Source organism: Gemmatimonadota bacterium, assembly GCA_026705765.1.
Classification (GTDB): domain Bacteria; phylum Latescibacterota; class UBA2968; order UBA2968; family UBA2968; genus VXRD01.
Window position 1 is genome coordinate 25,076 of record JAPPAB010000102.1, and the last position, 22,398, is coordinate 47,473.

General features: G+C 52.6%; 21 protein-coding genes. 5 read left to right on the plus strand and 16 right to left on the minus strand.

Going from position 1 to position 22,398, the window contains the following annotated elements:
- Positions 1-17: 17 nt before the first annotated feature.
- From OXH16_13695 to OXH16_13730, 8 genes are all read right to left on the minus strand, one after another.
- A complete protein-coding gene (locus OXH16_13695; GenBank protein ID MCY3682448.1) occupies positions 18-3,044 on the minus strand; it encodes a TonB-dependent receptor in 3,027 nt (1,008 codons plus the stop codon).
- A gap of 20 nt (positions 3,045-3,064) precedes the next feature.
- Complete coding sequence (locus OXH16_13700) at positions 3,065-3,757, minus strand: outer membrane beta-barrel protein (protein MCY3682449.1); 693 nt, start codon at positions 3,755-3,757, stop codon at positions 3,065-3,067.
- 321 nt (positions 3,758-4,078) lie between these two features.
- Positions 4,079-4,849 (minus strand): sugar phosphate isomerase/epimerase, encoded by a 771-nt coding sequence (locus OXH16_13705; protein ID MCY3682450.1) that lies wholly within the window; start codon positions 4,847-4,849, stop codon positions 4,079-4,081.
- Between the two features lie 50 nt (positions 4,850-4,899).
- Positions 4,900-6,012 (minus strand): pyridoxal phosphate-dependent aminotransferase, encoded by a 1,113-nt coding sequence (locus OXH16_13710; GenBank protein MCY3682451.1) that lies wholly within the window; start codon positions 6,010-6,012, stop codon positions 4,900-4,902.
- A gap of 6 nt (positions 6,013-6,018) precedes the next feature.
- Positions 6,019-6,837 (minus strand): hypothetical protein, encoded by an 819-nt coding sequence (locus OXH16_13715; GenBank protein MCY3682452.1) that lies wholly within the window; start codon positions 6,835-6,837, stop codon positions 6,019-6,021.
- A 33-nt stretch (positions 6,838-6,870) separates the two neighbouring features.
- Complete coding sequence (locus OXH16_13720; GenBank protein ID MCY3682453.1) at positions 6,871-8,244, minus strand: alpha-glucosidase/alpha-galactosidase; 1,374 nt, start codon at positions 8,242-8,244, stop codon at positions 6,871-6,873.
- A 90-nt stretch (positions 8,245-8,334) separates the two neighbouring features.
- Positions 8,335-9,123, minus strand: a complete 789-nt coding sequence (locus OXH16_13725) for a phytanoyl-CoA dioxygenase family protein (protein ID MCY3682454.1) — start codon at positions 9,121-9,123, stop codon at positions 8,335-8,337.
- 16 nt (positions 9,124-9,139) lie between these two features.
- Complete coding sequence (locus OXH16_13730; GenBank protein MCY3682455.1) at positions 9,140-10,447, minus strand: sulfatase; 1,308 nt, start codon at positions 10,445-10,447, stop codon at positions 9,140-9,142.
- 117 nt (positions 10,448-10,564) lie between these two features.
- On the opposite strand from OXH16_13730, the gene OXH16_13735 reads away from it, so the two are divergent.
- Positions 10,565-11,467, plus strand: a complete 903-nt coding sequence (locus tag OXH16_13735) for a phytanoyl-CoA dioxygenase family protein (GenBank protein ID MCY3682456.1) — start codon at positions 10,565-10,567, stop codon at positions 11,465-11,467.
- Positions 11,468-11,472: 5 nt separating this feature from the next.
- On the opposite strand, the gene OXH16_13740 is transcribed toward OXH16_13735, so the two are convergent.
- From OXH16_13740 to OXH16_13755, 4 genes are read right to left on the minus strand one after another with little or no spacing between them, the layout of a single operon-like run.
- Positions 11,473-12,888, minus strand: a complete 1,416-nt coding sequence (locus OXH16_13740; GenBank protein ID MCY3682457.1) for a sulfatase — start codon at positions 12,886-12,888, stop codon at positions 11,473-11,475.
- Between the two features lie 16 nt (positions 12,889-12,904).
- Entirely contained in the window at positions 12,905-13,888 is a 984-nt protein-coding gene (locus tag OXH16_13745; protein MCY3682458.1) for a Gfo/Idh/MocA family oxidoreductase, read from the minus strand.
- A 10-nt stretch (positions 13,889-13,898) separates the two neighbouring features.
- Positions 13,899-14,735 carry a Gfo/Idh/MocA family oxidoreductase gene (locus OXH16_13750; protein MCY3682459.1) on the minus strand — a complete coding sequence of 279 codons (837 nt, stop codon included), beginning with the start codon at positions 14,733-14,735 and terminating at the stop codon, positions 13,899-13,901.
- Positions 14,736-14,768: 33 nt separating this feature from the next.
- On the minus strand, positions 14,769-16,274 hold the full coding sequence (locus OXH16_13755; protein ID MCY3682460.1) for a sulfatase: 1,506 nt from the start codon (positions 16,272-16,274) through the stop codon (positions 14,769-14,771).
- A 148-nt stretch (positions 16,275-16,422) separates the two neighbouring features.
- Between OXH16_13755 and OXH16_13760 the strand changes: the two genes are divergently transcribed.
- From OXH16_13760 to ilvE, 4 genes are read left to right on the plus strand one after another with little or no spacing between them, the layout of a single operon-like run.
- Positions 16,423-17,475: a homocysteine S-methyltransferase family protein gene (locus OXH16_13760; GenBank protein ID MCY3682461.1), complete on the plus strand. Its 1,053-nt coding sequence runs from the start codon at positions 16,423-16,425 to the stop codon at positions 17,473-17,475.
- 9 nt (positions 17,476-17,484) lie between these two features.
- Complete coding sequence (gene solA / locus OXH16_13765; GenBank protein MCY3682462.1) at positions 17,485-18,657, plus strand: N-methyl-L-tryptophan oxidase; 1,173 nt, start codon at positions 17,485-17,487, stop codon at positions 18,655-18,657.
- A 1-nt stretch (position 18,658) separates the two neighbouring features.
- Positions 18,659-19,390 carry a sulfotransferase family protein gene (locus OXH16_13770; GenBank protein ID MCY3682463.1) on the plus strand — a complete coding sequence of 244 codons (732 nt, stop codon included), beginning with the start codon at positions 18,659-18,661 and terminating at the stop codon, positions 19,388-19,390.
- Between the two features lie 11 nt (positions 19,391-19,401).
- The gene (gene ilvE, locus OXH16_13775) at positions 19,402-20,304 is read left to right on the plus strand and encodes a branched-chain-amino-acid transaminase (protein ID MCY3682464.1); all 903 of its coding nucleotides are present in this window, start codon (positions 19,402-19,404) and stop codon (positions 20,302-20,304) included.
- Between the two features lie 108 nt (positions 20,305-20,412).
- On the opposite strand, the gene OXH16_13780 is transcribed toward ilvE, so the two are convergent.
- From OXH16_13780 to OXH16_13795, 4 genes are all read right to left on the minus strand, one after another.
- Positions 20,413-20,775: a helix-turn-helix transcriptional regulator gene (locus OXH16_13780; GenBank protein MCY3682465.1), complete on the minus strand. Its 363-nt coding sequence runs from the start codon at positions 20,773-20,775 to the stop codon at positions 20,413-20,415.
- Positions 20,776-20,864: 89 nt separating this feature from the next.
- A complete protein-coding gene (locus tag OXH16_13785; protein MCY3682466.1) occupies positions 20,865-21,236 on the minus strand; it encodes a type II toxin-antitoxin system VapC family toxin in 372 nt (123 codons plus the stop codon).
- Positions 21,237-21,244: 8 nt separating this feature from the next.
- Positions 21,245-21,469: a DUF104 domain-containing protein gene (locus OXH16_13790; GenBank protein MCY3682467.1), complete on the minus strand. Its 225-nt coding sequence runs from the start codon at positions 21,467-21,469 to the stop codon at positions 21,245-21,247.
- A 135-nt stretch (positions 21,470-21,604) separates the two neighbouring features.
- The coding region (locus tag OXH16_13795) for a phytanoyl-CoA dioxygenase family protein (GenBank protein MCY3682468.1) at positions 21,605-22,398 on the minus strand (794 nt) is incomplete at its 5' end.

Consider the following 22,398-nt stretch of genomic DNA (forward strand, 5'->3'; position numbering starts at 1 on the left):
TCACTATCCTCCAATTTTTAAAACTGAATTTCCAGACCGATTTCCACTTCGCGCGGCTGATACCTGTAACGCGTGGCTTCATTCGGATCGCCATAAAGCAAATACTCGGTATCATCTGGCGGCGGCAGCCGCAGCCCGTACTGTATATACGTGAAATCAGAATTTCGGCTCTCCGTACTCTTTTCATTGAACAAATTGCTCACTTCCACAAATAACGTGGGGCGCAAATTGCCAATGGCGCGAAAATCTTTGGCCGCGTACAGATCTGTCTTCATCACCGGTGTCCCGGTGCGAAATTCCCGCGGACCAACCGGGGGAACATATTCAAACGGCGCGCCGCTGAAAATGCGGTAGATCATGCTCACGCGCAGCCCCCCAAATGGATTGACCGCACCCATTTTGGGACCATAAGCCATCGGCGTGGCATAATACAACTGAAGCGACAACTGATTCCTGCGCTGTCCACTGGTAGGCTCAGCAGAAAAAACCTGCCCATTTGAAGCTGTCCAGATACCGTTCTCATTGGTTTTAATAGGCGGCTGCCACGGACCAGCACCCGGTCCCTGTGCTCCGGCCTGCTCGGTCCACGACACGATATTTGCCTCGGCTTTCGCGCTGATGTCAGCCACTTGCTCAGACGTGAGTGGCACGGGTCTTTCCGAACCATCGGGTTGCACTTCCCAATCGGTCCAGTAGTGCCCGGCATTAATAAAATCAGCATCGGGAAGCACATACCAGTTCGCAGAGTGCTTGCCGTAGTGAATACCGCCCGGATCGCGCACCCATTCGGCATTGTAGGACAAATTAAACTGGAAATTATTGCTAAACGTCTTCTTCAGCGACAATTCGAGGCCGCGCGCTGTTTGCCAATAGGTATTGCGTATGGCATTGACCTGAGCAGACTGACCGCTGAGCGGATCTACCCAATAAGAAATATTGTTGCTGGCGTACAACCCCTCGTCGCGCCGATAGTGCGCCGTAATACTCGCCGTATAATCGGCCACAAAATTCCAGTCCACCCCCATTTCCATACTCGTCGTGCGCTGGGGTTTCATGCCATCGGATGGCTGCCGCGCCGTGGTATGCACTTCCATAGCATTCCACTTTTCGGTCTCATCGATCATGCCATTGCCGTTGAGATCATTGTCTGGAGCCTCACTCGAGAACTGCCTGCGATGGGTTTCGAGAAGCACGGGAAAGACATTCGATCGACCGATAAAATAGTGCGCTGCCAGGCGGTCTGTAATCGGATGTGACAGACCCACACGCGGACTCAATGCCGTCATCGTTGGCGTGGAACTATCGAGATGATCCATTTCATACCGCGCCCGCGTAAACGTGCTGTACATCGGCGATTTGCCCAGTGCCTCTCCCATCGAGCCATTGCGCCCAAAATTGTAATAATCCCAGCGCAAACCCAGGTTGGCCACCAGGCCCCCATACTCAATCTTGTCCTGAACATACAGGTTCAGCGTCCACGGCTTCACATTTTTGCCCAGTTCAAAACCATCGGCCACAAACTCGAGAAAGCGGCTCTTGGTATTGTCAAAATCTTCTCGCGTGCGGTGATACGACCGCTGCGTGAGCACCAATCCCGTCTGAATCAAGTGCGACCTGTTGACCTGGCTCACAAAATCGTACTTGATGCCGTATTTTATATCTTCCTCTTCGGTGTATTCGCGCAACAGCGTGGGCAAATTGAAAAAACCCGCCTTATCTTTGCGCACGGCTTCGGTGGCATCCGGCACATCGAACGCATCGCGATCGTATTTGTTGTAGAAAAATCTCAGATCGTAATACGTATTTTCGCCCAATGTATGCGTCAGCGTCAACACCTGGAGTTGCCGCGACAATGTATAAGTGCCCGAAGCTGAAAAATCTTCTGGAAAAAAAATATTTTGTGCATTATTACGCGTCGATCCCTGAAACTGATCCGAGCGTTGATACATCCCCAGAGCTTTAACCTTGATATTTGCGCTGGGCCGATACGTCAACGTTCCCTGCATGCGCGGCGGATCGTCCGACACCTGTTCAGCCGCCGGGAACCTGGCCGGGTTGCGGGCATAACTCACACTGGCAAAATACGAAAAATCGGGTGTGAGCGGCCCACCCAGCGTACCCTCTAAGCGGTGCCCGATCTTGTCCGTATAATCGATGCGCTCGTGCGCCATGCGCTCGACATCGTCAGATGTCCCCAGGACGCGGTCCGGTCCCGGATCCATATATGTTTCATTCACCCAATCGGGATTGTCCCACTGCACATTGTCTTCAAACCCGGGGCTTTCATAAACGTCTCTGCCCCAGTGTTTTTTCCCCGAAGGCGTGAACTTATACTCCACCCGACCCGAGAAATCGCCCCGGCCCTCTCTTGTCACCAGACTCACAATACCAGCACCCGCATTGCCAAATTCCGCATTCATACCACCGGTCAGCACACTCAACTCCTGAATAGCCGTGGTATTCACGCCTGTGAGCAAGCTCCGATCGACCTCAATCCCATCGATATAATAGCCCACCTGCGTACCCGTCTGCGACCGCGTCGTACTTCCGCGAATGCGGTTGGTGCCATCCAGTGCCATACCCGGTTGCAATGCAATTAATTGCGATGTTGATCTCACCTGCGGCACAGCCTGAATATCTGCCGAAGAAACCACGTATTTGCTCGTGGTTTTATCTGGCTCCACAGGCGGACGCTCCGCAACAACAACCAACTCGGCCAATTCGAGACTGGCTTCTTTCAGTGCAAAATTTACTGTAGATGTATAATCCACAATCACCTGCACCGCTTCTTTCTTCTCTGTGCCATAGCCCACCATCGTCGCCGTAAGGGTGTACATGCCGGGATCTACAGCCAGAATCAAATAGCGGCCTTCGGCATCGGTAGTAGCTCCTTTGCGGGTCCCTTCGAGCGCCACATTCGCGCCCGGCAAGGACTCACCTGTAGCGGCATCTGTGATGACACCCGTGATTTTACCCGCTGTTGTCGCCATGGCCGATGTATCCATCAGCAACAACAAAATAAATCCCAATATTAACCGCTTCATAATCCTCTCCTCTTTGAGATCTACCAGTACAATTTGAATGCCGTCCTGAAATCGAACATCGCAATGGGAAATACCCCGGGCAGATTCCACGCCTCCATCGGCCGCAAATCACCCAGAATCATGTGATAGCGCCCGCGGATATCCAGCCCGAATCGCCCCTGCACCACCGTCATGCCCAACCCAAAATTCGCCCCCAGAGCCGTATGTTCATCCTCTCGATCATCCAGCATCAGATCCGCATTCAAAGGCTCCTCTTTTTGTCCCGGATAAATCAGACCAGTAATCCGATCCTGATAATCGTAAAACCCCGCACCCACAGCGACATAAGGCAAAAGCTGCAAATCACTGCCGGACTTTCGGGTATTCAGATACGCCAGCGCATTGATCAAAAAGCTGTTGAGATTAAACCGAGAATCCGCATCTGGACTCAAATATTTTTGCTTGTCAATGGGCCACGTAAACGCCAGACCTTCGATCTTTCCGTCATCCATTGTCAGGTGATGGTATTCAAACTCCATCGTAGCGCGCGAACTGACCTGATAATCCAGCACCGCACCATATACCTGAGAAGCCGAATACCGATCGTGAAACCCCAGCACGGGCACACTGCGGTTAAAAAACACGCCAGCGCCGTATCGAGCCTCCTGGGCAGAAACCGGCACCGCAATCAACAATGCCAGCAGCCACACCTTCAACATCAAATATCTATTCATACGTATTCCTCCTTTTAACATGTTTCCTGCATCCAATATCTCGATGGTTCATATCATATTGCCTCCTTTCCAGGGAGCACAACGGGTTATTTCTATTGAAGCGATGTACAACTCCGTAGAAGTTTAATTGTCGATATTCTCCTCCTCTCCCAATATTGACAAAAACAGGTGAAATTGTTAAAGTCTATCCTTTTTGTCGTATAACGGGTTGCTAAATCCTTAATACGGCTATCTGGTCGTTAGCCCGATCTCGCCAAAGTTCGAAGGCTAACGGCCTTTTTTATTTGACCAAACAGAAATTCCGAATGTTCCAGCTTATACTCAAACCCCCAGCTTCTTGATAAACGCCAGATTCTTCGCGTGATCGGCATTTGGATCGTCGCCCGAAGGCGTCTCCAGAACAATGTACCCATCGTAACCGATCTCGCGCATCGCCGCATCTACCGAATCAAAATCCACGCGCCCGTCTCCCAGCGCCTGTCGGTCCGTATCCTTCGCGTGAATCATCCCCACACCCTCGCTACCCAGCTTCAAAATTTCCTCAGCCGGATCCTGTCCGCGCGTCATCGTATTGCCCGTATCGTGATACACCTTCACCGCAGGAGACCCCACGCGATCCAAAATCATCACCAGTTGATCTGCGCTAAACGTCGTCTCCAGGTCCAAAATCACGCCGTGTTCTTCCGCAACATCTCCCAGTGCTTTGAACCCATCCACCAGTTGATCCCATGTCGAATCCGGCCACGCATCCATATCTCGTGGAAACATCGGCACCAGAATATGTCGCGTATCAACCGCCGCACATGCCTCAATCACATGCGTCAAAATCTCAACGCCCTCGGCGCACTTTTCCGCTTCTGGCAACGCGGGATGAAATTGCGAAAACACCCCTGGCGACAGTGAAGAAATCTCAACACCCGCCGCATCTGCCAACCCCTTCAGCTTCTCTGCCCCACCATCCTCCCACAAAATATTTTCCCCATAGTCTCGCCCAACACAAAACTCCACCCCATCAAACCCAATATCCTTCGCCACTGAAAATACCGCTTCCAGCGGTGCTTTTAACATATTATCTCGAATACCGTATTTCACAACAGATCTCCTTTATCGTGAAAATGTGCGGAAGAACCCTTGAAATGCTGTCAACAGAAGATTTCGTCTCCAATATCTAATTGCGGCAACACCGCACCCAACACCTTCGCAAAGGCTTGCCGCTCGGCGGATGGCCCCACGGTCACGCGAATGCAGCGGTCGAGCGGAGCCACGCCCGGCATCCGCACGAAGACCCCGTGCTGCAAAAGCATCTGCATCAGCCGCCGCGCTCGCGCGCCACTACCCACGTCGAGGGCCACAAAATTAGTCGCCGAAGGCACCGTTTGCAGCCCCAATTCCGCCGCCAGCACCGCGTATTCCCGTCGGCCTTCCTCTACTTGCCGCACCACCGAACGCACGAACGCATCGTCGCCCAGCGAAGCAAGTGCCCCGGCCTGGGCGATGCGATTGACGCCAAAGTGATTGCGCACCTTGTCGAGCGCGGCCACCACATCGCGGTGTGCCAGCGCGTAGCCGACCCTGGCCCCAGCCATGCCGTGCGCCTTGGAAAACGTCCGCAACCGCACCACCTGTGCCCGTTCCACTTCCAGCGGCAACAGGGCATCCTCCGGCGCGAAGTCGATATACGCCTCGTCGAGCAGCAACACACAATCCGGCGGCAACCCCGCGATAAAATCCCGCAACTCGTCGGCTCGCTGATAGGTGCCCATGGGGTTGTCGGGATTGGCCACATAGATCAGCTTGGGGCGCACTTGCCGCACCTTGTCCAACAGGGCTTGCAAGTCCTCCCGATCCGCGCGATAGGGCACCTTGTGCAACACCGCCCCGTGCCCCTCGACGTGGTAGTTAAACGTGGGATAGGCCCCCAGCGACGTCACCACTGCGTCACCCGGCTCGGCAAAAAGGCGCACCAAAAGCCCCAACAGTTCGTCAATCCCCGCACCCAGGACGACCTCTTCCTGCGCCACCCCGTGCCGCACCGCCAACGCCGAGCGCAGCTCGTATCCCTCTGGATCGTTGTACCAATGCACTTGCTCCACCGCCTCTACCATGGCCTGCCGCGCACGCGGCGAGATACCAAAATTGCTCTCGTTAGCACCAACTCGCAGGGCGAGCGGCTGCTCTTGTTCCCGCTCCAATGCCTCGGGCGGCACAAAGGGAACGGTCGCTGGCAGGGCGCGGACGATGTGCGTAAACGGCAACACGGGTTAAGACCACACGTAGATTTCGTCGCCGTCTTCGGCATAGCCAATGAAGACGGCGAGCACCACCCGCGGATCGTCCCCCTGCACCGCAGGGACCTCGTGGATGCAGCGCGTATTGAAGAAATACAAATCGCCCGGGTCGAGCGCGACCTCGCAGTGCGCCACGCCATGCGCGGCCGCATATTCGTGAAAACGGCCCTCGGCGATATACGGCTGTATCTCCTCGGTCCACAGACAGCGATGCAAAACAGCCTGCACCCCAGGCCCTGCAGAATCCGCGTTCTGCACACACAGCACACCGGCAAATTGGTGGGTAAAGCGCGCCACCTCGTAGTTGAACCGCTTTTCGCGCAGAACGATGTGGTCGATGTGCGGACTATAGGCGTGGGTCTCGTAGTGGATGCGAAAGATGGCCGGGCCGTACAAGCGCCCGGCGCGTTCGCGCGCCGTCTTAACCTCCTTATTGGAAGCCAACGCCTGCAAGTGCCGATAGAGCAGTTGCACCGGGTCGAGCAAACCCGCAAAAAGGGTAGCAAAAAGCGCGTGCGTCTCCTCCGCATCTGCCAAGAACGCCTCTTGGTCGCCGCCCAAGTTGCCCAGGCTGGTGCCAATGTCGATGCGCGTGCGCTCGTCGCCCGCAGCGCGCAGCAACCCGCGCTCGGCAAAGCGTTCCATCAGCCGCTGGCAATCGGCTGGCGTACAGACCTGGGGCAACAGAATCGCCGGTATCTCCGCCCGAGCCAGGGCGCCGAGCGGATCGGCGCACGCGTCCGGCCCCACGGGCCGCCAAGCGGCTCTTGTGTGACCCTGTGGATACTTCAATGCGGATCCTTCCTTTTAGCCTTTGCAGATGCCCTACGCCCAATTTTTCGGCCAGTCAAAATGCGCGTTGATATCTTCCACGTATTTCATCGGCTCATTGGGTTCAATATTAAACAACGCGTCCAGCACCTCTAACCCGTGCTCGTAAGACTTTGTCTCCTTACTTTCGAGCACGCCAAATAGCATCATCGACTTATCGCCCGACAAAACCGCTTCGAGCGTGCGCTCCATACTGAGCCAATCGGGATAAATGCACTCCAGCATAATTTTCTTAGGCAATGGCGGCACGCGCAAAGGCTGAATGCCCTTTTTATTTACAATCGCGGGCACTTCCACTGCCACATCGTCGGGAATACCCGGCAAAACGCCGCAATTGGGCACATTCACCTGAAACTGACCTTCCACATTGTTCACCAGCCCATTCATAATCGGAATATGCTGCTCGTGCGTCATCTGATCGCCAAACAAATCAATCGGCCGAATTTTCTCATCATAAGCCGCCGCCTTCATCTGCTCGTATTTTTCTGCCTTGCCCGCCAGCACCGCATCGCGCCCAGCCGGCGTGTCTTTACCGCCATTGGGATCGTACCAGTATTGCCGCGCATCCAGATCCGTGTGATACCACCAGCCGCCCCGCCGGGGTGTATCGCCAATAGGCATCAAACCATACATCCTGTATTGATGAATCGATGCACGCGACATCTGCGTGGGAATCGCCTTGCCCTCTCGGGCCAACCGCTCCCAATACGCCTCGCTCTCCTCAGCAATCCATCGATCCAACTTCGGATACATATCCTCATTCTCAAAGATAAAATCCGTCATCCAGATATTGTGATTCAACCCCGGTGCCTGCCACGTCACCTCATCCGGGTCCAATCCCAATGTGCGCGCCACACCCGCGTACCCATAATGCCCGTGACACAATCCGCACACCTTAATCCCCGTCTCCCGCGTCATCAATGTCGTCCCGTCAAATACCGGATTACCCGCCAGTAAAATCCACGCATCGGGACACAGCTTTTCCATATCTCTCGCCACATCCAGCATCAGTTGCAAATTGTAATACTCGGGCATCCCGGTTTTATCGTAAAAATACCCGAGCTTCGCCGTCATCTTGCGCCGCCGCTGCATAAAATACTCATTGTGCGTCACCGTCGCCGTATTTATCACAAAATCGGCATCCTTCAACGCGGCCTCTCTATCAGTCGTCTTCTCAAACGTCATATCCGCGCTCAAATCTTCGGCATACCGCCGCCCGAGTTCGTAAATCACATCGAGCACATCCTCATTGATATCCATAAAACAAACGTGGCTGCCATTCAACTCCTTTGTCAGACATAAATCCTTCACCAGCCCGAGCGAAAACACCACGCTACCCGCACCAAAAATCGTCACCTTATTTGCCATTACGCACTCCCTATAAAAACATGAAAGACAACACTCTCGCACAATTTACAACAACCCATCCCGTCTCGCCAGTGCTTTCCCCGTATATACTCAACGATTCAGACGCCTTTTCCATTCATCGCCATCAAATTGCGGATGATACACCTCACTGAAAAACCGACGGTGTTCTGGCGAAAGTGAATTGAGCATCTCTTCTGTAAAACCGGGTTTGTGATGTCGCACATTGATGTGATTATAAGCGTAAAACAGAGCCATCCGCGGCACATCCTGCGTCCATACACAAGACGTATGGCGCACAGCCTCGGAAAAAACCAGCAGAGACCCCGGCGGACAGCCATACGTATCCCACACCCCCGAATCGGGATCGTCGAACAAAGGCAGCTTTTTCCGGTAATTGGACTTGTGGCTCCCCGGAATAAACGCCGTCCCCCCTTTGCCCTTCTCCACGCCATTTAATTCCCAAACCACCCTCGTCATCCCGGAATAAATCCGCCCATCGTGGTACTGATAGCTATAATTGGGATTCACGGACTTACCCCCGGCATGCGGCGTCCATCCCCTGTGATTATCTCCCTTAAAGCGATAAGACACAAATGCGCCCTCCAGGCGGATCTTCTCAGTCTCATCGTCAATAACCGTATGCAACACCCGCATAATCGCCGGATGATCGATCAATTTCGACGCTGGACCACCTGGCAAACAACGCGCCTCGGGCGGTAGAGACTCTTTATCGGTACGCAATTTCTCACACTGTTCCACAATCGGCGCCATCTCATCCTCGCTCAAAACAGCCGGAAAGAGAATATACCCTTTCAGATCAAACATCACGGTCTCTTTTTCCGTCAAAGTCGGCGTCCACTCTTTAGTCGAAATACCCATTGCAAAATCTCCCGTTTTAATTTCGCTCCACCCACCATTTGTCCCGATGCTTTTCAGCCAACACCTTGAGTTCTTGTGCCACCTCGGGATACTCATCAATCACATTCGTCGTCTCGTAGGGATCGTTTTCCATATCAAAAAGCGACAACTCAATATGCGCGATCTCGTAGCGCCCTGGCTCTCCGTCATTACCCGCTTCTACAAGCGTGCGATAATCGTGTGGCAAATGCAACTTCCACTTGCCATCCCCACTGACCACCCCATCGAAAGTTCGCCCGGTTGAAACTGGATAATAAACATGCGGATTGGTCGCATCCGGCTGGCACGTCACAATATCCCAAACATCGACCCCATCAATCGTATAATCCGGCAAATCCGCCCCCGCCAACTTTGCAAATGTCGGCAAAAAATCCACCGAACAAAATGCCTGATGCGATACCTCACCCGCGGGAATGCCATTGGGATAATGCATCACACACGCCGAACGCGTACCCCCGTCAAAACCCGTCCCCTTCGCCTCGCGATATGGCGTCTTCCCCGCGTGATTGCCATAAGAAATCCAGGGGCCATTATCCGACGTAAAAACCACAACCGTATCATCCGACACACCCGCTTCTTCGAGCGCGGTCATAATCTCACCCACCGACCAATCGATCTCCATCATCACATCGGCATACAAACCTTCCCCTGATTTTCCGTCGAACTTATCGCTACAAAACAGCGGTACATGCGGCATATTGTGGGGCACATACAGGAAAAACGGCTCATCGGCGTGACGCCCGATAAAATCGACCGCATGCTCCGTGTACCAGGTCGTCAGCATCTTCTGCTGCTCTGGCGACACATCGTCAATAACGATCTCACCATTTTTCCAGAACTGCAATTCCATAGTATCAAAATGCCTGCTCTGCGGATGGTACTTCCACATATCGTTGGAATACATCAAACCCGACGACTCATCAAACCCCCGAGCGGGTGGTCGCGTATCCTCGTGATCGCCAATATGCCACTTGCCAAACACCCCCGTTGCATATCCCACTGGTTTAAGAACCTCGGCAATCGTGGCAAAACTCGGATCCAAACCCCGTGCCCGGGGCGGAATTGCGCCATAAAGCTTATGCCTGCCAGGATAACACCCCGTCAACAATGACGCCCGCGACGCTGAACAAATTGCCTGAGGCACGTAAAACTGGTGATAACAACACCCGCCTGCAGCCAATTTTTCCACATTGGGCGTCGGATACGCCGTCTCTCCAAATGGCCGAAAATCCGCCCATCCGGAATCATCTAAAAAAATCACCACAAAATTTGGTCTTCTGTTCAAGATACAACCCTCCTTAAAAATTGTTTTACAGTATGCATTATTCTTGACGACAACGCCCTACTACCCGATTATTATAGAACGAACTTGCTTTATCAGTCAATCTCTATGGAGTTTTCAATGGCAACCATCTCCGAAGAAGCCACCTCTCGCGTCACCGAAGACGACATGGCTTTTTACCGCGAAAATGGATACCTCGTAATCCCCGATGCGCTCACCCCCGAAGAAGTCGAAATCCTGCGCGATGAAACCACAGCGCTGTGCCGAGGGGAGCGCGGCGACATAGGCAATTTACCCGCTATCTCGCCCGACGACACTGACGACGATGTAATCAAACGCATCCTGTGTATCCACCACGTACACAGAATCTCGCCCATCATGTACGACGCGCTATCCCATCCCGTAATGGTCGATGGCCTCACGAGCGTCATCGGACCCAATGTCAAATGCATGCAATCCATGCTCTTCATCAAAAGCGCGGGAAAACCCGGACAAGCCTGGCATCAGGATGAAATCTACATCCCCACCCGCGACCGGTCGCTCACGGGCGGCTGGTTTGCCCTTGACGATGCCACCACTGAAAACGGCTGCTTGTGGGTCATTCCCGGCTCGCACAAACGCGGCATATTGTGGCCTCAACACGTACAGCACGACAAGCGCTTTGACTGTGCCCATGAAACCTTCCGATTCCCCTACACAGATGACGACGCCATCCCCGTCGAAGTCAAAACAGGCGCGCTCGTCTTCTTTCACGGCTACCTGCTCCATCGCTCGTTTCCCAACCGCGCCAAATCCGGCTTCCGTCGCGTGCTCGTCAACCACTACATGAGCGCGGAATCCCTCCTCCCCTGGCGCAATTTGAAACCCGGCGAACGCATGGCAACCGCAGACATGCGAGAAATCATCATGATCGTAGGCGAAGACCCTTATGCGTACAAAGGCACCAAAATAACGGGAAAACCGCATGTGCGCACGGCCGGCGATGGCGGATGCGGCGACGGCAGACAAGACGTACGATCATAAAAAACTCACTGGTACTGATCGCCCGGCGCGGGCAAGTACGTTTTCGCAATCTCTGGATCGGTCTCTGTATCCTCAATCAGTTCCAAAAGCGCCCTGTGCAACCGCCCTGCTTCTTCGGGATGCTCGGCAATCATATTATTTTTTTGACCGGAATCTTCCGGCATATAAAACAACTCATCCACGCGGCGCTCTGGCATATTGCGGCAATCGTAGCGCTCAGTGCGAATCGGTTTGGGACCTTTGTATTTGAGATCTTTATTCGGCCAATACACCAGCGTCCACGTACCATCGGTTATCGTAGCAGGCACCGTGCCCCAGCTATCATTCAAATTGCGCCCGCTAATTGCAAATTCCCGGTGTTGCACCGTCTTGCCCGACAAAACATCGGCAAATGACTCCCCCTGCACGCCATCGGGCACATCCAATCCCGCCAGACTGCAAAGCGTCGGAAACACATCCACCGGCTGCACCAGACTATCCACCTGTTTGCCCGCCATCACGCCATCCGGATGATACACCACAAACGGAATATGAACCATCGGATCGTAAAGCTGCCCCCAATCTCCCCAGGGCTTGCCCTGCAAACCGTGGTCGCCAAAATAGTGCCCGTGATCTGCCATCAGCAAAAAAACCGTATTCTCCTTTAAGCCCAACACACCTATCGTATCCCACAACATCCCCAACCACCGATCCGTCATCGTCACCTCAGCCGCGTACAGTGCGCGCACGTGATTGAGTTCCTCATCCGTCATATAATTGCTGAACCCATAACACGGATAAATAAGCTCATCGCCTTCATAACCCGGATCGTACATATCCACATAATACTGCGGCGGATCCCACGGCTCGTGCGGATCCCAAGAATCAATCCACAGAAAAAAACCATCCTTCACATAATTCCGCTCCAGCCAGTGCATCGCCTCGGTAAACACGCGAGGTCCCAGATAATCCGATTCAAACAACCGTCCGCGCTGATTCGCCAGATAGCGCATCACCCCGGATTTTACTTTATCCTCACTGGCAGGCCATTTGATCTCCTCCAATGCATCGCTAATCCACGGCTCGCCCCCCTGTCCGCGAATCCACGAAATAGAACCAAATCCGCGATCCAGAAAATTGCCCTGAGTCATAAACATCGGCGTATCAAAAACCAGCCCTGTTGTGTACCCCTCGCGGCGAAAGCGCTCGGCCATCGTGGGCAAATTCTGCTCCATTTTATCCCATGTATTAAACGGATGCCCCCACCGTCCCGTAAACAAATCGCGCCGACACGGCAGGGTTGGAAACGACCCCGAATACGCCTTTGAAAACACCAGCGACTCACGCGCAATGCGATCCATATTCGGCGTCCGTGCCCGGTCGCCATAAGCACCCACGTGATCTGCCCGCAATGAATCCAGCATGACACAAATAACGTTCATATATTTCTCCTCACCTTTAAAGATGCCCAACGCCCCGCAACACAGCCTCTTGAACCAGCAACTCGTGTTCGTAAGATCTATCCGGCGCGCACTCACCTCGAATAGCCGGTAAAAACGCCTCCAATTCCAAATCGTACAAATCCTGCCGCGATTGTTGTGCCACATCGACAAATTGCACACCCTCGTCATACCCACCGCGCGCCTCGTCCAAGCACAGGCGGATTTTCTCCGCAGGCTCCATCGGCTCCATAATCGCACTCCCCTTTGTGCCGTACACCTCAAACCGACGCGCGTTGGGCCGCGGCTCCAGCGCCGCAATATCGACAATGGCAATCGCCCGCTCAAATTCAAAAATACCCACCCCATTATCGGTAAATCCCTCAACCTCGAACATATCTTCGCGCAAAAATGGCGTCACGCGCTCGGGCCTACCCAAAAGATGGACAATCTGATCGAGCTGATGCCCGCACAAATCGAAAAACACCCCACCCTGATGTACTGCGACAACTTTTTTCTGCGCTCTACCCAAAAACGTGGACATATGCGCCCGAACCGCAAACACATCGCCCAAAAACCCCGAATGCACCCACTCTGCGATCTTGCAATACCCATCGTGATACCGAAACATGTACCCCATCTGAATCAGCAAATCCCCCTCCCGTGCCCGTGCGATAATCCGCTGCCACTGATCCCAATTCTCGCCAGCGGGCTTGTCATACCACACATGCTTCCCCGCTTGAATAATGGCCTCAGTCTGATCCAGACTCTCGACATTTGCACCCTCTGATGCAACAGCCACAATTTCATCATCCTCCAGCATCTCTGCTTCCGACTCAAACCAATAAACGCCTTCATAACCGCCCGATTGCGCCACCTCCTCGCGGCGACTCTCATCGGATTCAAACACACCAACCACCTCCACCTCAGCATTGGTTTGCATCGACTGCAATTTGCCGGCTGCGTGACCGTGTTTTGTACCGTATTGCGCCATTTTAATCATTGTCACCCTCCTAAATATCAACAAACTCGCGTTGTGCCCGTTCTCGTTCCGCCACATCCAGAATGCGTCGAATCAGCAAACTTTCCAGACGCGGAATATTCGCCTTCCCACTTTCAAAAAGATCTATAATCGCCCCGGTAGAACGCGGAAAAATCACCTCCCGATCCACCTCCATATACCGCGTCTCTTCCGTCGTCGTCACAACAGCAGCTTGCGGCGTCCTGTGTTTTTCATTCATGTTGATCACCGCCGTTCTATTGCCCGTAAAATCGATCAGAATCTGATTGTATTTTCCCTTACTCCGGCGCATCAGTCGTTTTGCCCCCGTCCCCATACAACTCACCACAATTTCTGTCGGATGAATACCATACTCATCAAAAGACCGCCCACCTTGCCAGACAACCATGTGTTTCACCTTGCGAGGACCGACTTCCCGCACAAAATTCTGCACATTGCTATACCGCAGAGCAGACGAAGTCTGTATCGGAACGCGGTACTTATCTGCAAGCGCGAATATCTGTTGCGCCGTATCGAGATCGGGCGCAAAAGTCTTATCCACATAAGTCGCCTTGCCAAATGGAAAAATCGCCTCACACATAGCCAGATGGCGCTCCGGAGTCCTCGGCGCCAGAACGAGATAATAATCGACCGCATCGTTCAGAGCCTGCACGTCCGGAAAATAGGGCACCCCATTTTCCTCTGCCCATGCGAGACTCGATTTCTGGCGAATACCCGTACAACCCGTCACCTCAAATCCCCGGTCCTTCAATTCATTCCTGAACGCACTCAAATACACATTTGCGTGAAAATTATTCAGATCGAGATCGTAAAAGCCGACGCGTTTCAAACGGCGACCTCCTTTCAAAATAGGGTCAATAGATCACCTCAACCCCAGCCGTACATACTGTTCCAGGGGCGCATCACATGCTTCCATCCCCTGAATCAACAGATCTACCATTCGTTTTTCAACCTCCGGATCCTCCAGTGGCTTTTCCTGTTTTGGATCCTGTTCCAAATCGTATAACAAGGTCCCAAAATCATGGATTCTCAATAATCTGGGACTAAACCCCTTGCTATCTCGCCCGGTGTTAATCTTCAGCACCTCACACCCTTTGGTAAAACTGAGCGGTTCGGAAAGCGCCATCTTGCCCACCAATTCCTCTGGCGCAAAATGAGATCGGATATGGGTTGGCATCAACGTATATTCAAACAGAGGCTGATTTTCCCGATCTGCCGCTGCCCGCATATACACGTACCGCCCATCCGTCACATTGCCCTGATGTCCGTGCATCCCAAAAACCGCTGCCTCCCGCACCGCAGTATCATTATCCACCGCATCGCCAAGTGGTTTGCCGAGCATATCCACTGTCGGCTCCAAGCCAAAAAAATCCAGCAACGTCGGTCCCAGATCAATCGACGGCTGCACCAATGCCTCCCGCCGTTCACCTTTCTTACCACACCGAGGATCCCAGATAAAAAACGGTGTGTGGGCCACTTCCTCATAAAAAGGCATCCACATCTTTGCCCAGCAATCGTGCTCACTCAGCAAAAACCCGTGATCGGTCCACACCACCAGCAACGTATCTTCCCACATCTCCAACTCATCCATCAAATCCAGTACATCGCCCAGCTTGGCATCGCACATCGACAGCAGCGAAGCATATTCAAACCGCATATGCTCAACTTGCTCTCGCGTCTCTTTCACCGGTTCATAGCTCGGCCAATCGTGTAACGGACCGTCGTAATCGCGATAATGTTCGGCGTAGAGGTCCTTAAACTTGCGCTGGGAGAAAAACGGCTCGTGGGGATCAAATGTTTCAATCTGCAAAAACCAATTGTCTTCCGTGTAATTCCGCCGAATAAAATCAATCCCCGCCTCAAACGTCTTCGACTGGGGCTGATCTTCTTCCCGCCGCATAAATTGCCGATTGATCAAATCCTGCCGGGACAGGTCATCTTCACCCGAATTTCGCCCATACGTATTTTCCGTACAAGGATCTGCCACCTGTCCCTTCCACAGATCCCCTTCCTGCCCCCTGAAAAACTGCCAGGTACTATACTGGGTGTGATATGTACACCCGCCATCTTCCCAATAATGCTGATGATCGCTCACCAGATGGCTCGAAACACCATGCGCTTTTAACATGCGGGGCACCGAATCGTCAAACGGCTCCAGCGGTCCCCAGGAACGATGCAAAAAATTGGGCCGCCCCGTATGAAAATCCCGCCTGGCTGGCATACACGGCATCGAACACACATAAGATCTGTCAAACGTTACCGCGTGCTCTGCCAACCGTTTAAAATTTGGCGTATGCGTCCAGTCACACCCATAGGGCGACAACAGATGTCGATTTAGTGAATCAAACATCACCACAACTGCCTTCATATCTCCTCCTATTGGATCAAATCCCCACTTCCAATTCTAACGCCTTTAGAATATAACGCTATCCAACCGAAGTCAAACGCGATAACTCTGCCTTGACTTCCCAATTTCAAATCCCTACCATGCAATTGCTTTTAGTAAAGGACAAGCAATGGATAAACAAATTCCAAAACGCGGGCTGGTGGAACGCCTGAATGAGAGCGGTGTAATATGCGCCGAAGGGTATGTATTTGAACTCGAGCGCAGGGGATATCTCCAGGCGGGAGCTTATGTACCCGAAGTCGTCTTAGAACACCCCGAAGCAGTCGCCGCTTTACACCGCGAATTTTTGCGGGCTGGCTCAGATGTTATCGAAGCCCTCACGTATTACGCCCACCGCGAAAAACTGCGTCTAATCGGCAAAGAAGAACTGCTCGAACCTCTTCAAAAAAACGCCTTATCACTCGCCCACGACATAGCGCGAGAAGCCACTGGAGAGCCACCTCTGGTCGCGGGCAATATTTGCAACACAAATATCTGGCATCCCAATGACAAAGCATCTGACTCAGTTGTTCGCGGCATGTTCGAAGAACAAATCAACTGGGCAACCGAGGCAAATGTCGATTTTATCATCGCCGAAACCTTCTCTTTTTTTGGCGAAGCGCAAATCGCCCTCAAAGCCATCACAGAAACTGGCCTACCAGCCGTCGTCACCCTCACCCCGCACAGAGAAGACGACCTCAGAGACGAAATCCCCCTCGAAGTCGCTGCCAAAAAATTAGAGCAAGACGGCGCGACCGTCGTCGGTATAAATTGCGCGCGGGGTCCCCAGACCATGATGCCTGCTGTCGTGCGCATCCGACAAGCAGTCTCATGCCATGTTGCGGCATTACCTGTCCCCTACCGCACTACCCCTGAACACCCCACTATGCAGTCTCTCCGCGACCCGCGCTTGCCCGAAGATCGCCCCTTTCCCACCGCGCTTGATCCCTTTACCTGCAATCGGTATGAAATGGCAAAATTTGCTAGAGAAGCATACAGCGCGGATATCCGCTACCTCGGCGTCTGCTGCGGTGGCGCGCCTCATCATGTTCGCGCTATTGCAGAAGCACTCGGACGTACGCCAGAAGCCAGTCGCTATTCGCCAGACATGTCCAGGCACTATGCCTTTGGCACCCACAAAAGCCTGAAAAAATACAATCTGGACAACGCAAAAAATCTCTAATACAAGACCATGAAAACAGATTACGAATACATCGTCCTCGGTTGTGGAGGCATCGGCAGTGCAACAGCGTATTGGCTCGCGCGCCGAAAAAGCAAAGACATCCTGGGCATAGAACAATTTGAACACGGCCATCACCACGGCGGCTCCCAGGATCACTCGCGCATCATCCGCCTGACCTATTACTACCCCCAATATATCCGCCTGGCACCAGCCTCGTACACCGCCTGGCATACGCTCGAAGAAGAATCCGGCGTCCAGATGGTCTTCAAAACGGGCAGCATCCAATTTTCACCCGTCGATCACCCCTACCGATATGAAATTGACAAATACACGGGCGCGATGGATGAAACAGGTGTTCCCTACGATCGCGTTGACGCCGATGAAATCGCGAAACGCTTTCCCCAATTCCGTCTAAAATATGAAGTCGATGGTATCTATCAGGCCGATACCGGATTGGTAGATGCAAGTCGGGGAAATGCCACCCATGTAGCCATGGCGCGTTATCGCGGTGCCACCATGCTGGACAACTGTGAAGCCACGCGCATTCGCCCAACGGACACTGGCGTCGCAATCGAAACCAAACAGGGCAACTTCTCATGCCGCAAACTCATCGTCACAGCCGGTGCCTGGACAGATCGCCTGCTCGCCAGCGTGAACATCAATCTTTCTCTCACCGTAACCCAGGAACAGGTTACATACTACGCCACGCCAAACCTGCCGGACTTTGCCATTGGGAAATTCCCCATATTCATCTCTCATGCCGACGAATCCATCTACGGATTCCCCATCTATGGCGAAGTCGCCACCAAAGTCGGCATTGACGCATCCGGTCCAGCAGTGACAACCGATACGCGCACCTATGACCCCGATGCCGAGCGCGAACGTTACCAGGAAGCCTGGCTCAAAGAAAACATCCCCGGATTCCTCGGCCCAAAGCTCTACACCAAAACCTGTCTCTACACAATGCCAAAAGACCGACACTTCGTAATCGATACACTCCCCGAGCATCCCCAGATCATCGTCTGTGTAGGCGCCGGGCACGCGTACAAATTCTCTGGTATCCTGGGCAAAATCCTCAGCGAACTCGCCATTGATGGGCACACGGATTATCCGATAGAACCTTTCGCACTACAACGCGATGCCATCACCGATCCCAATTTTAAACCCGTCTTCCGAATGTGATATGCCTGCCGATATCCTGCGTCTAAACATGTGGAGTGGTCCCCGCAATGTCTCAACCGCCCTCATGTACGCATTCGCACAGCGGTCAGACACCCGCGTAATTGACGAACCTCTCTACGGTCATTATTTACGGGTGTCTGCTGCCAGACACCCGGGTGCAAACGAAGTCATGGCCGCCATGGAATGCAATGGCGAAAAAGTCATTCGCAATATCATCCTCGGCCCGTGTGATCGGCCCGTGCTCTTTATGAAACAGATGGCCCATCATCTCGTCGAAATCAGCCGCGACTTTTTCGTACACACCCATAATGTCCTGCTCACGCGCGACCCCGTTGACATGCTACCCTCGCTCGTCAACCAGCTCAAAATCCCTACCCTGCGCGACACGGGCTACAAAATGCAAGCCCAGCTACTGAGCGAGTTTCACGCCATAGGTCAAAAATTTCCCGTACTCGATTCTCGAGAACTCCTCAAAAATCCACGGCATGTCCTCACAAAACTCTGCGACGCCCTGAACATACCCTTTGACCCCGCAATGCTCACGTGGAAAGCCGGCCCCCGCCCCGAAGACGGAATATGGGCGCAACACTGGTACCACAACGTCCACAAATCCACCGGATTTCAGCCTTATCGCCCTAAAACCGAACCCTTTCCCCATCATCTGCGACCACTCCTCAAAGAATGCCAACCCTATTACGACCAGCTTTATGCCCATGCCATCAAAGCTGAGTAAACGGAGTCCCCGTGTCTATCCAATTACCCGACCCGCGAAACGAAAACATCCTCATCCACGTCGGCGGTGAACTGCTCCCGCGCGAAGACGCCAAAATATCCGTTTTTGATAGCTCGGTCCAGGGCGGCGATGCCGTGTGGGAGGGCCTGCGCGTGTACAACGGCAAAATCTTCCAACTCGACGCGCACCTCGACCGCCTCTTCGACTCTGCCAAAGCCATGGCTTTTGCGGATATCCCCTCTCGTGAAGCAATCAAAACCGCGATCTTTGAAACCCTCAAAGCCAATAACATGCGCGATGAAGTACATATCCGGCTCACGCTCACGCGGGGGAAAAAAACCTCATCGGGCATGAGTCCGCACTTTAATCAATACGGCTCCTGTCTCATTGTGCTACCAGAATGGAAACCCCCTGTTTATTCCTCAGAAGGCATCCGCCTGATCACCGCCTCTGTTCGCCGCAATCCGCCCATGTGCATCGACTCCAAAATCCATCACAACAATTTGATCAACAACATCCTCGCCAAAATCGAAGCCAATGTCGCAGGCGTTGATGACGCGATCATGCTCGACATCTTCGGCTATGTATCCGAAACCAATGCCACCAATATCTTCATCATAAAAAAAGAGGCACTTATCACGCCCCACACGGATTCCTGCTTGCCCGGCATAACAAGAGGTGTCGTAATCGACCTCGCACGCGACCTGGACATCGAAGTTACCGAACGCAACCTATCACTTACCGAAGTCTATACAGCAGATGAAAGCTTCACCACGGGCACCATGGGCGAACTCTCGCCCATCCTCGAAGTAGATGGCCGCACCATCGGCAACGGCGAACCCGGTCCCGTCACCAACCGCCTGCGCGAACAATACGCCCAACACACCGCCGAACACGGTGACCCCATTCCTTAGCCATCAAGAACAAAAAAAGCCAACGCACAAACGTCGGCTTTTTAAGTAATCTTTTTTTACTTCATCCACACTTTATACCTCTCGACGAATCGCAACGCTCGCTGTGTCCTACTTATAGACCAAGCGATCAGAAGTACGATCATGGTCTATTTGTACATGAAGCCTTCCTGGTCGGTGAGATACCGGTTCCCGAATAACGATTTCCACATCGCGCTCAAGTGCTGTCAACAGACGCAAGAGACGCTCCATGGAATACTCACGAAAGTCCCCTCTTAGGAGACGCGAAACATCAGGTTGGGACAGACCGAGCAATTTCGCCGCCTCGACCTGCTTGAGTTCTCGCTGACGAATAATTTTGTCAATGCGGGTGACAAGCTCTGCCTTTAGTAAGTGAGCTTCGGCGTCAGGTCGCCCCAGGTCGGCGAACACATTACCACTTCCACGTTCGATTTCGATCTCTTTTGTCTTCATTGCTCTACCTTTCACCATAGACGTCCTTGTAGTGTTGTTCCGCTGTCCTTAGTCTATGTCTGATCAGATTAATCTCCTGCTTTGGTATTTCAATACCTCGCTCTGAGAAATTCTAAATGTTGAATCTGCCGAAAATGTTTTTCATTTTTGCTAACAAGAGTCAGGTCCTGCTCAATAGCTGTAGCCGCGATCAGTGCATCCATAATCGTCAATCCCTGAGACAAAGTATATTGTGTTAAAAGGTTGTAGGCACTGATGCCAATGCTCAAGTCTAACTCTCTGATTGTATAGTGAGCAATGAAGTTTTCAATCGCAAGCTGATCTGGTTTATCTCTTGCCCCAACGATAAGTTCCATCGTAGAAATTCGACTGATGAAAATTGTTCCCATGATACCGGCAAGAAAATTAACGGCATTGATATTCCCTTTGGAAACATCAATCAGGACATCTGTATCAACCAAAAACGCACTCATTTCCCATACCTTTGCTGATCGCGCAGGTTGCGAACATACGAGAGGCCATCAGAAATATCTTCTCGGTCTTTCCAAAGGCCAAAAAAAGGAAATGATTTAATTGCCTCCACTTCGTCCACTTCTTTAATATAAACCTCTCCTATCACACCTTCGTCAATTTCCTGAAGTGTTTCAAGCGGAATGAAGACACCTTTTTCATATTTCACAGGAATCGATTGCATAATAAACGCTCCTTTTATTTTGTTTTATCGTGTACTATGTGCATGAAATATAATCAACGTGTCTCAGATAGACCATAACCATTTTTCTTTGTATCCTCAAACGTCGGCTTTTTGTATGAGTCTTTGACAGCGACCTCACCCATGAAAAACTTGCACCAGATTAGACGCTTTTCCCGACACAGTCACAGGATCGAGTGCTCCCTCCCCAAAGAGGCGCGGAAACGTCTGACCAGTCTTCAAAGAACGCGTTCTCGCATCCATATAAGTTGCGCTAAAAGCCCTCCGGGGCGACGGAGTCGAATTGAGAGCCGAACGGTGGAGCAAAAAATTGTGCAACAGAATAGCCTCTCCCGCCTCGGTCTCCAGATCGATCACGTCCTCTGGCCCGGCGTACCTGGCCTGATCCTCTTCAGAAGTATAGTGCCGCTCATTGAGAATACCCAGATTATTGCTCCCCGGCACAATCTGCATACAGCCACTGGCAACAGTGGCAGCATCCAGCCCTGTCCACACCGTGATAATCGGATTGGTATCAATCCCCCAACCCACGCCGATATCCTGATGCCAGGGTAAAATCGTGCCACTCTCAGCGGGTTTATTCATAAACATAGAGCGAAAAACCGAAACATTTTCGCCGATATAGCGACGGGTAATCTGACGGAAGAGAGGGTGCTGCATATAGGTAAGGAAGAGCGGATCTTGTTCCAGATCATCGATACGCCGATAATGGAGCGTCTGCTCTTGATTCCCCAGCGTGCGATCCATTCTGACATCCGGCGTTTTGGGATTGAGTTGAAAGCGCATATTTTCGTAGCGAACGTGCCCCAGCATAATATCGTCAATGCGCTGCTGTAGGGCGGCCAGTTCCCCAGGCGACAAAAGATGCCCCAGGCGCAGATATCCCTCTGCCATAAACTGTTCGTGATGCG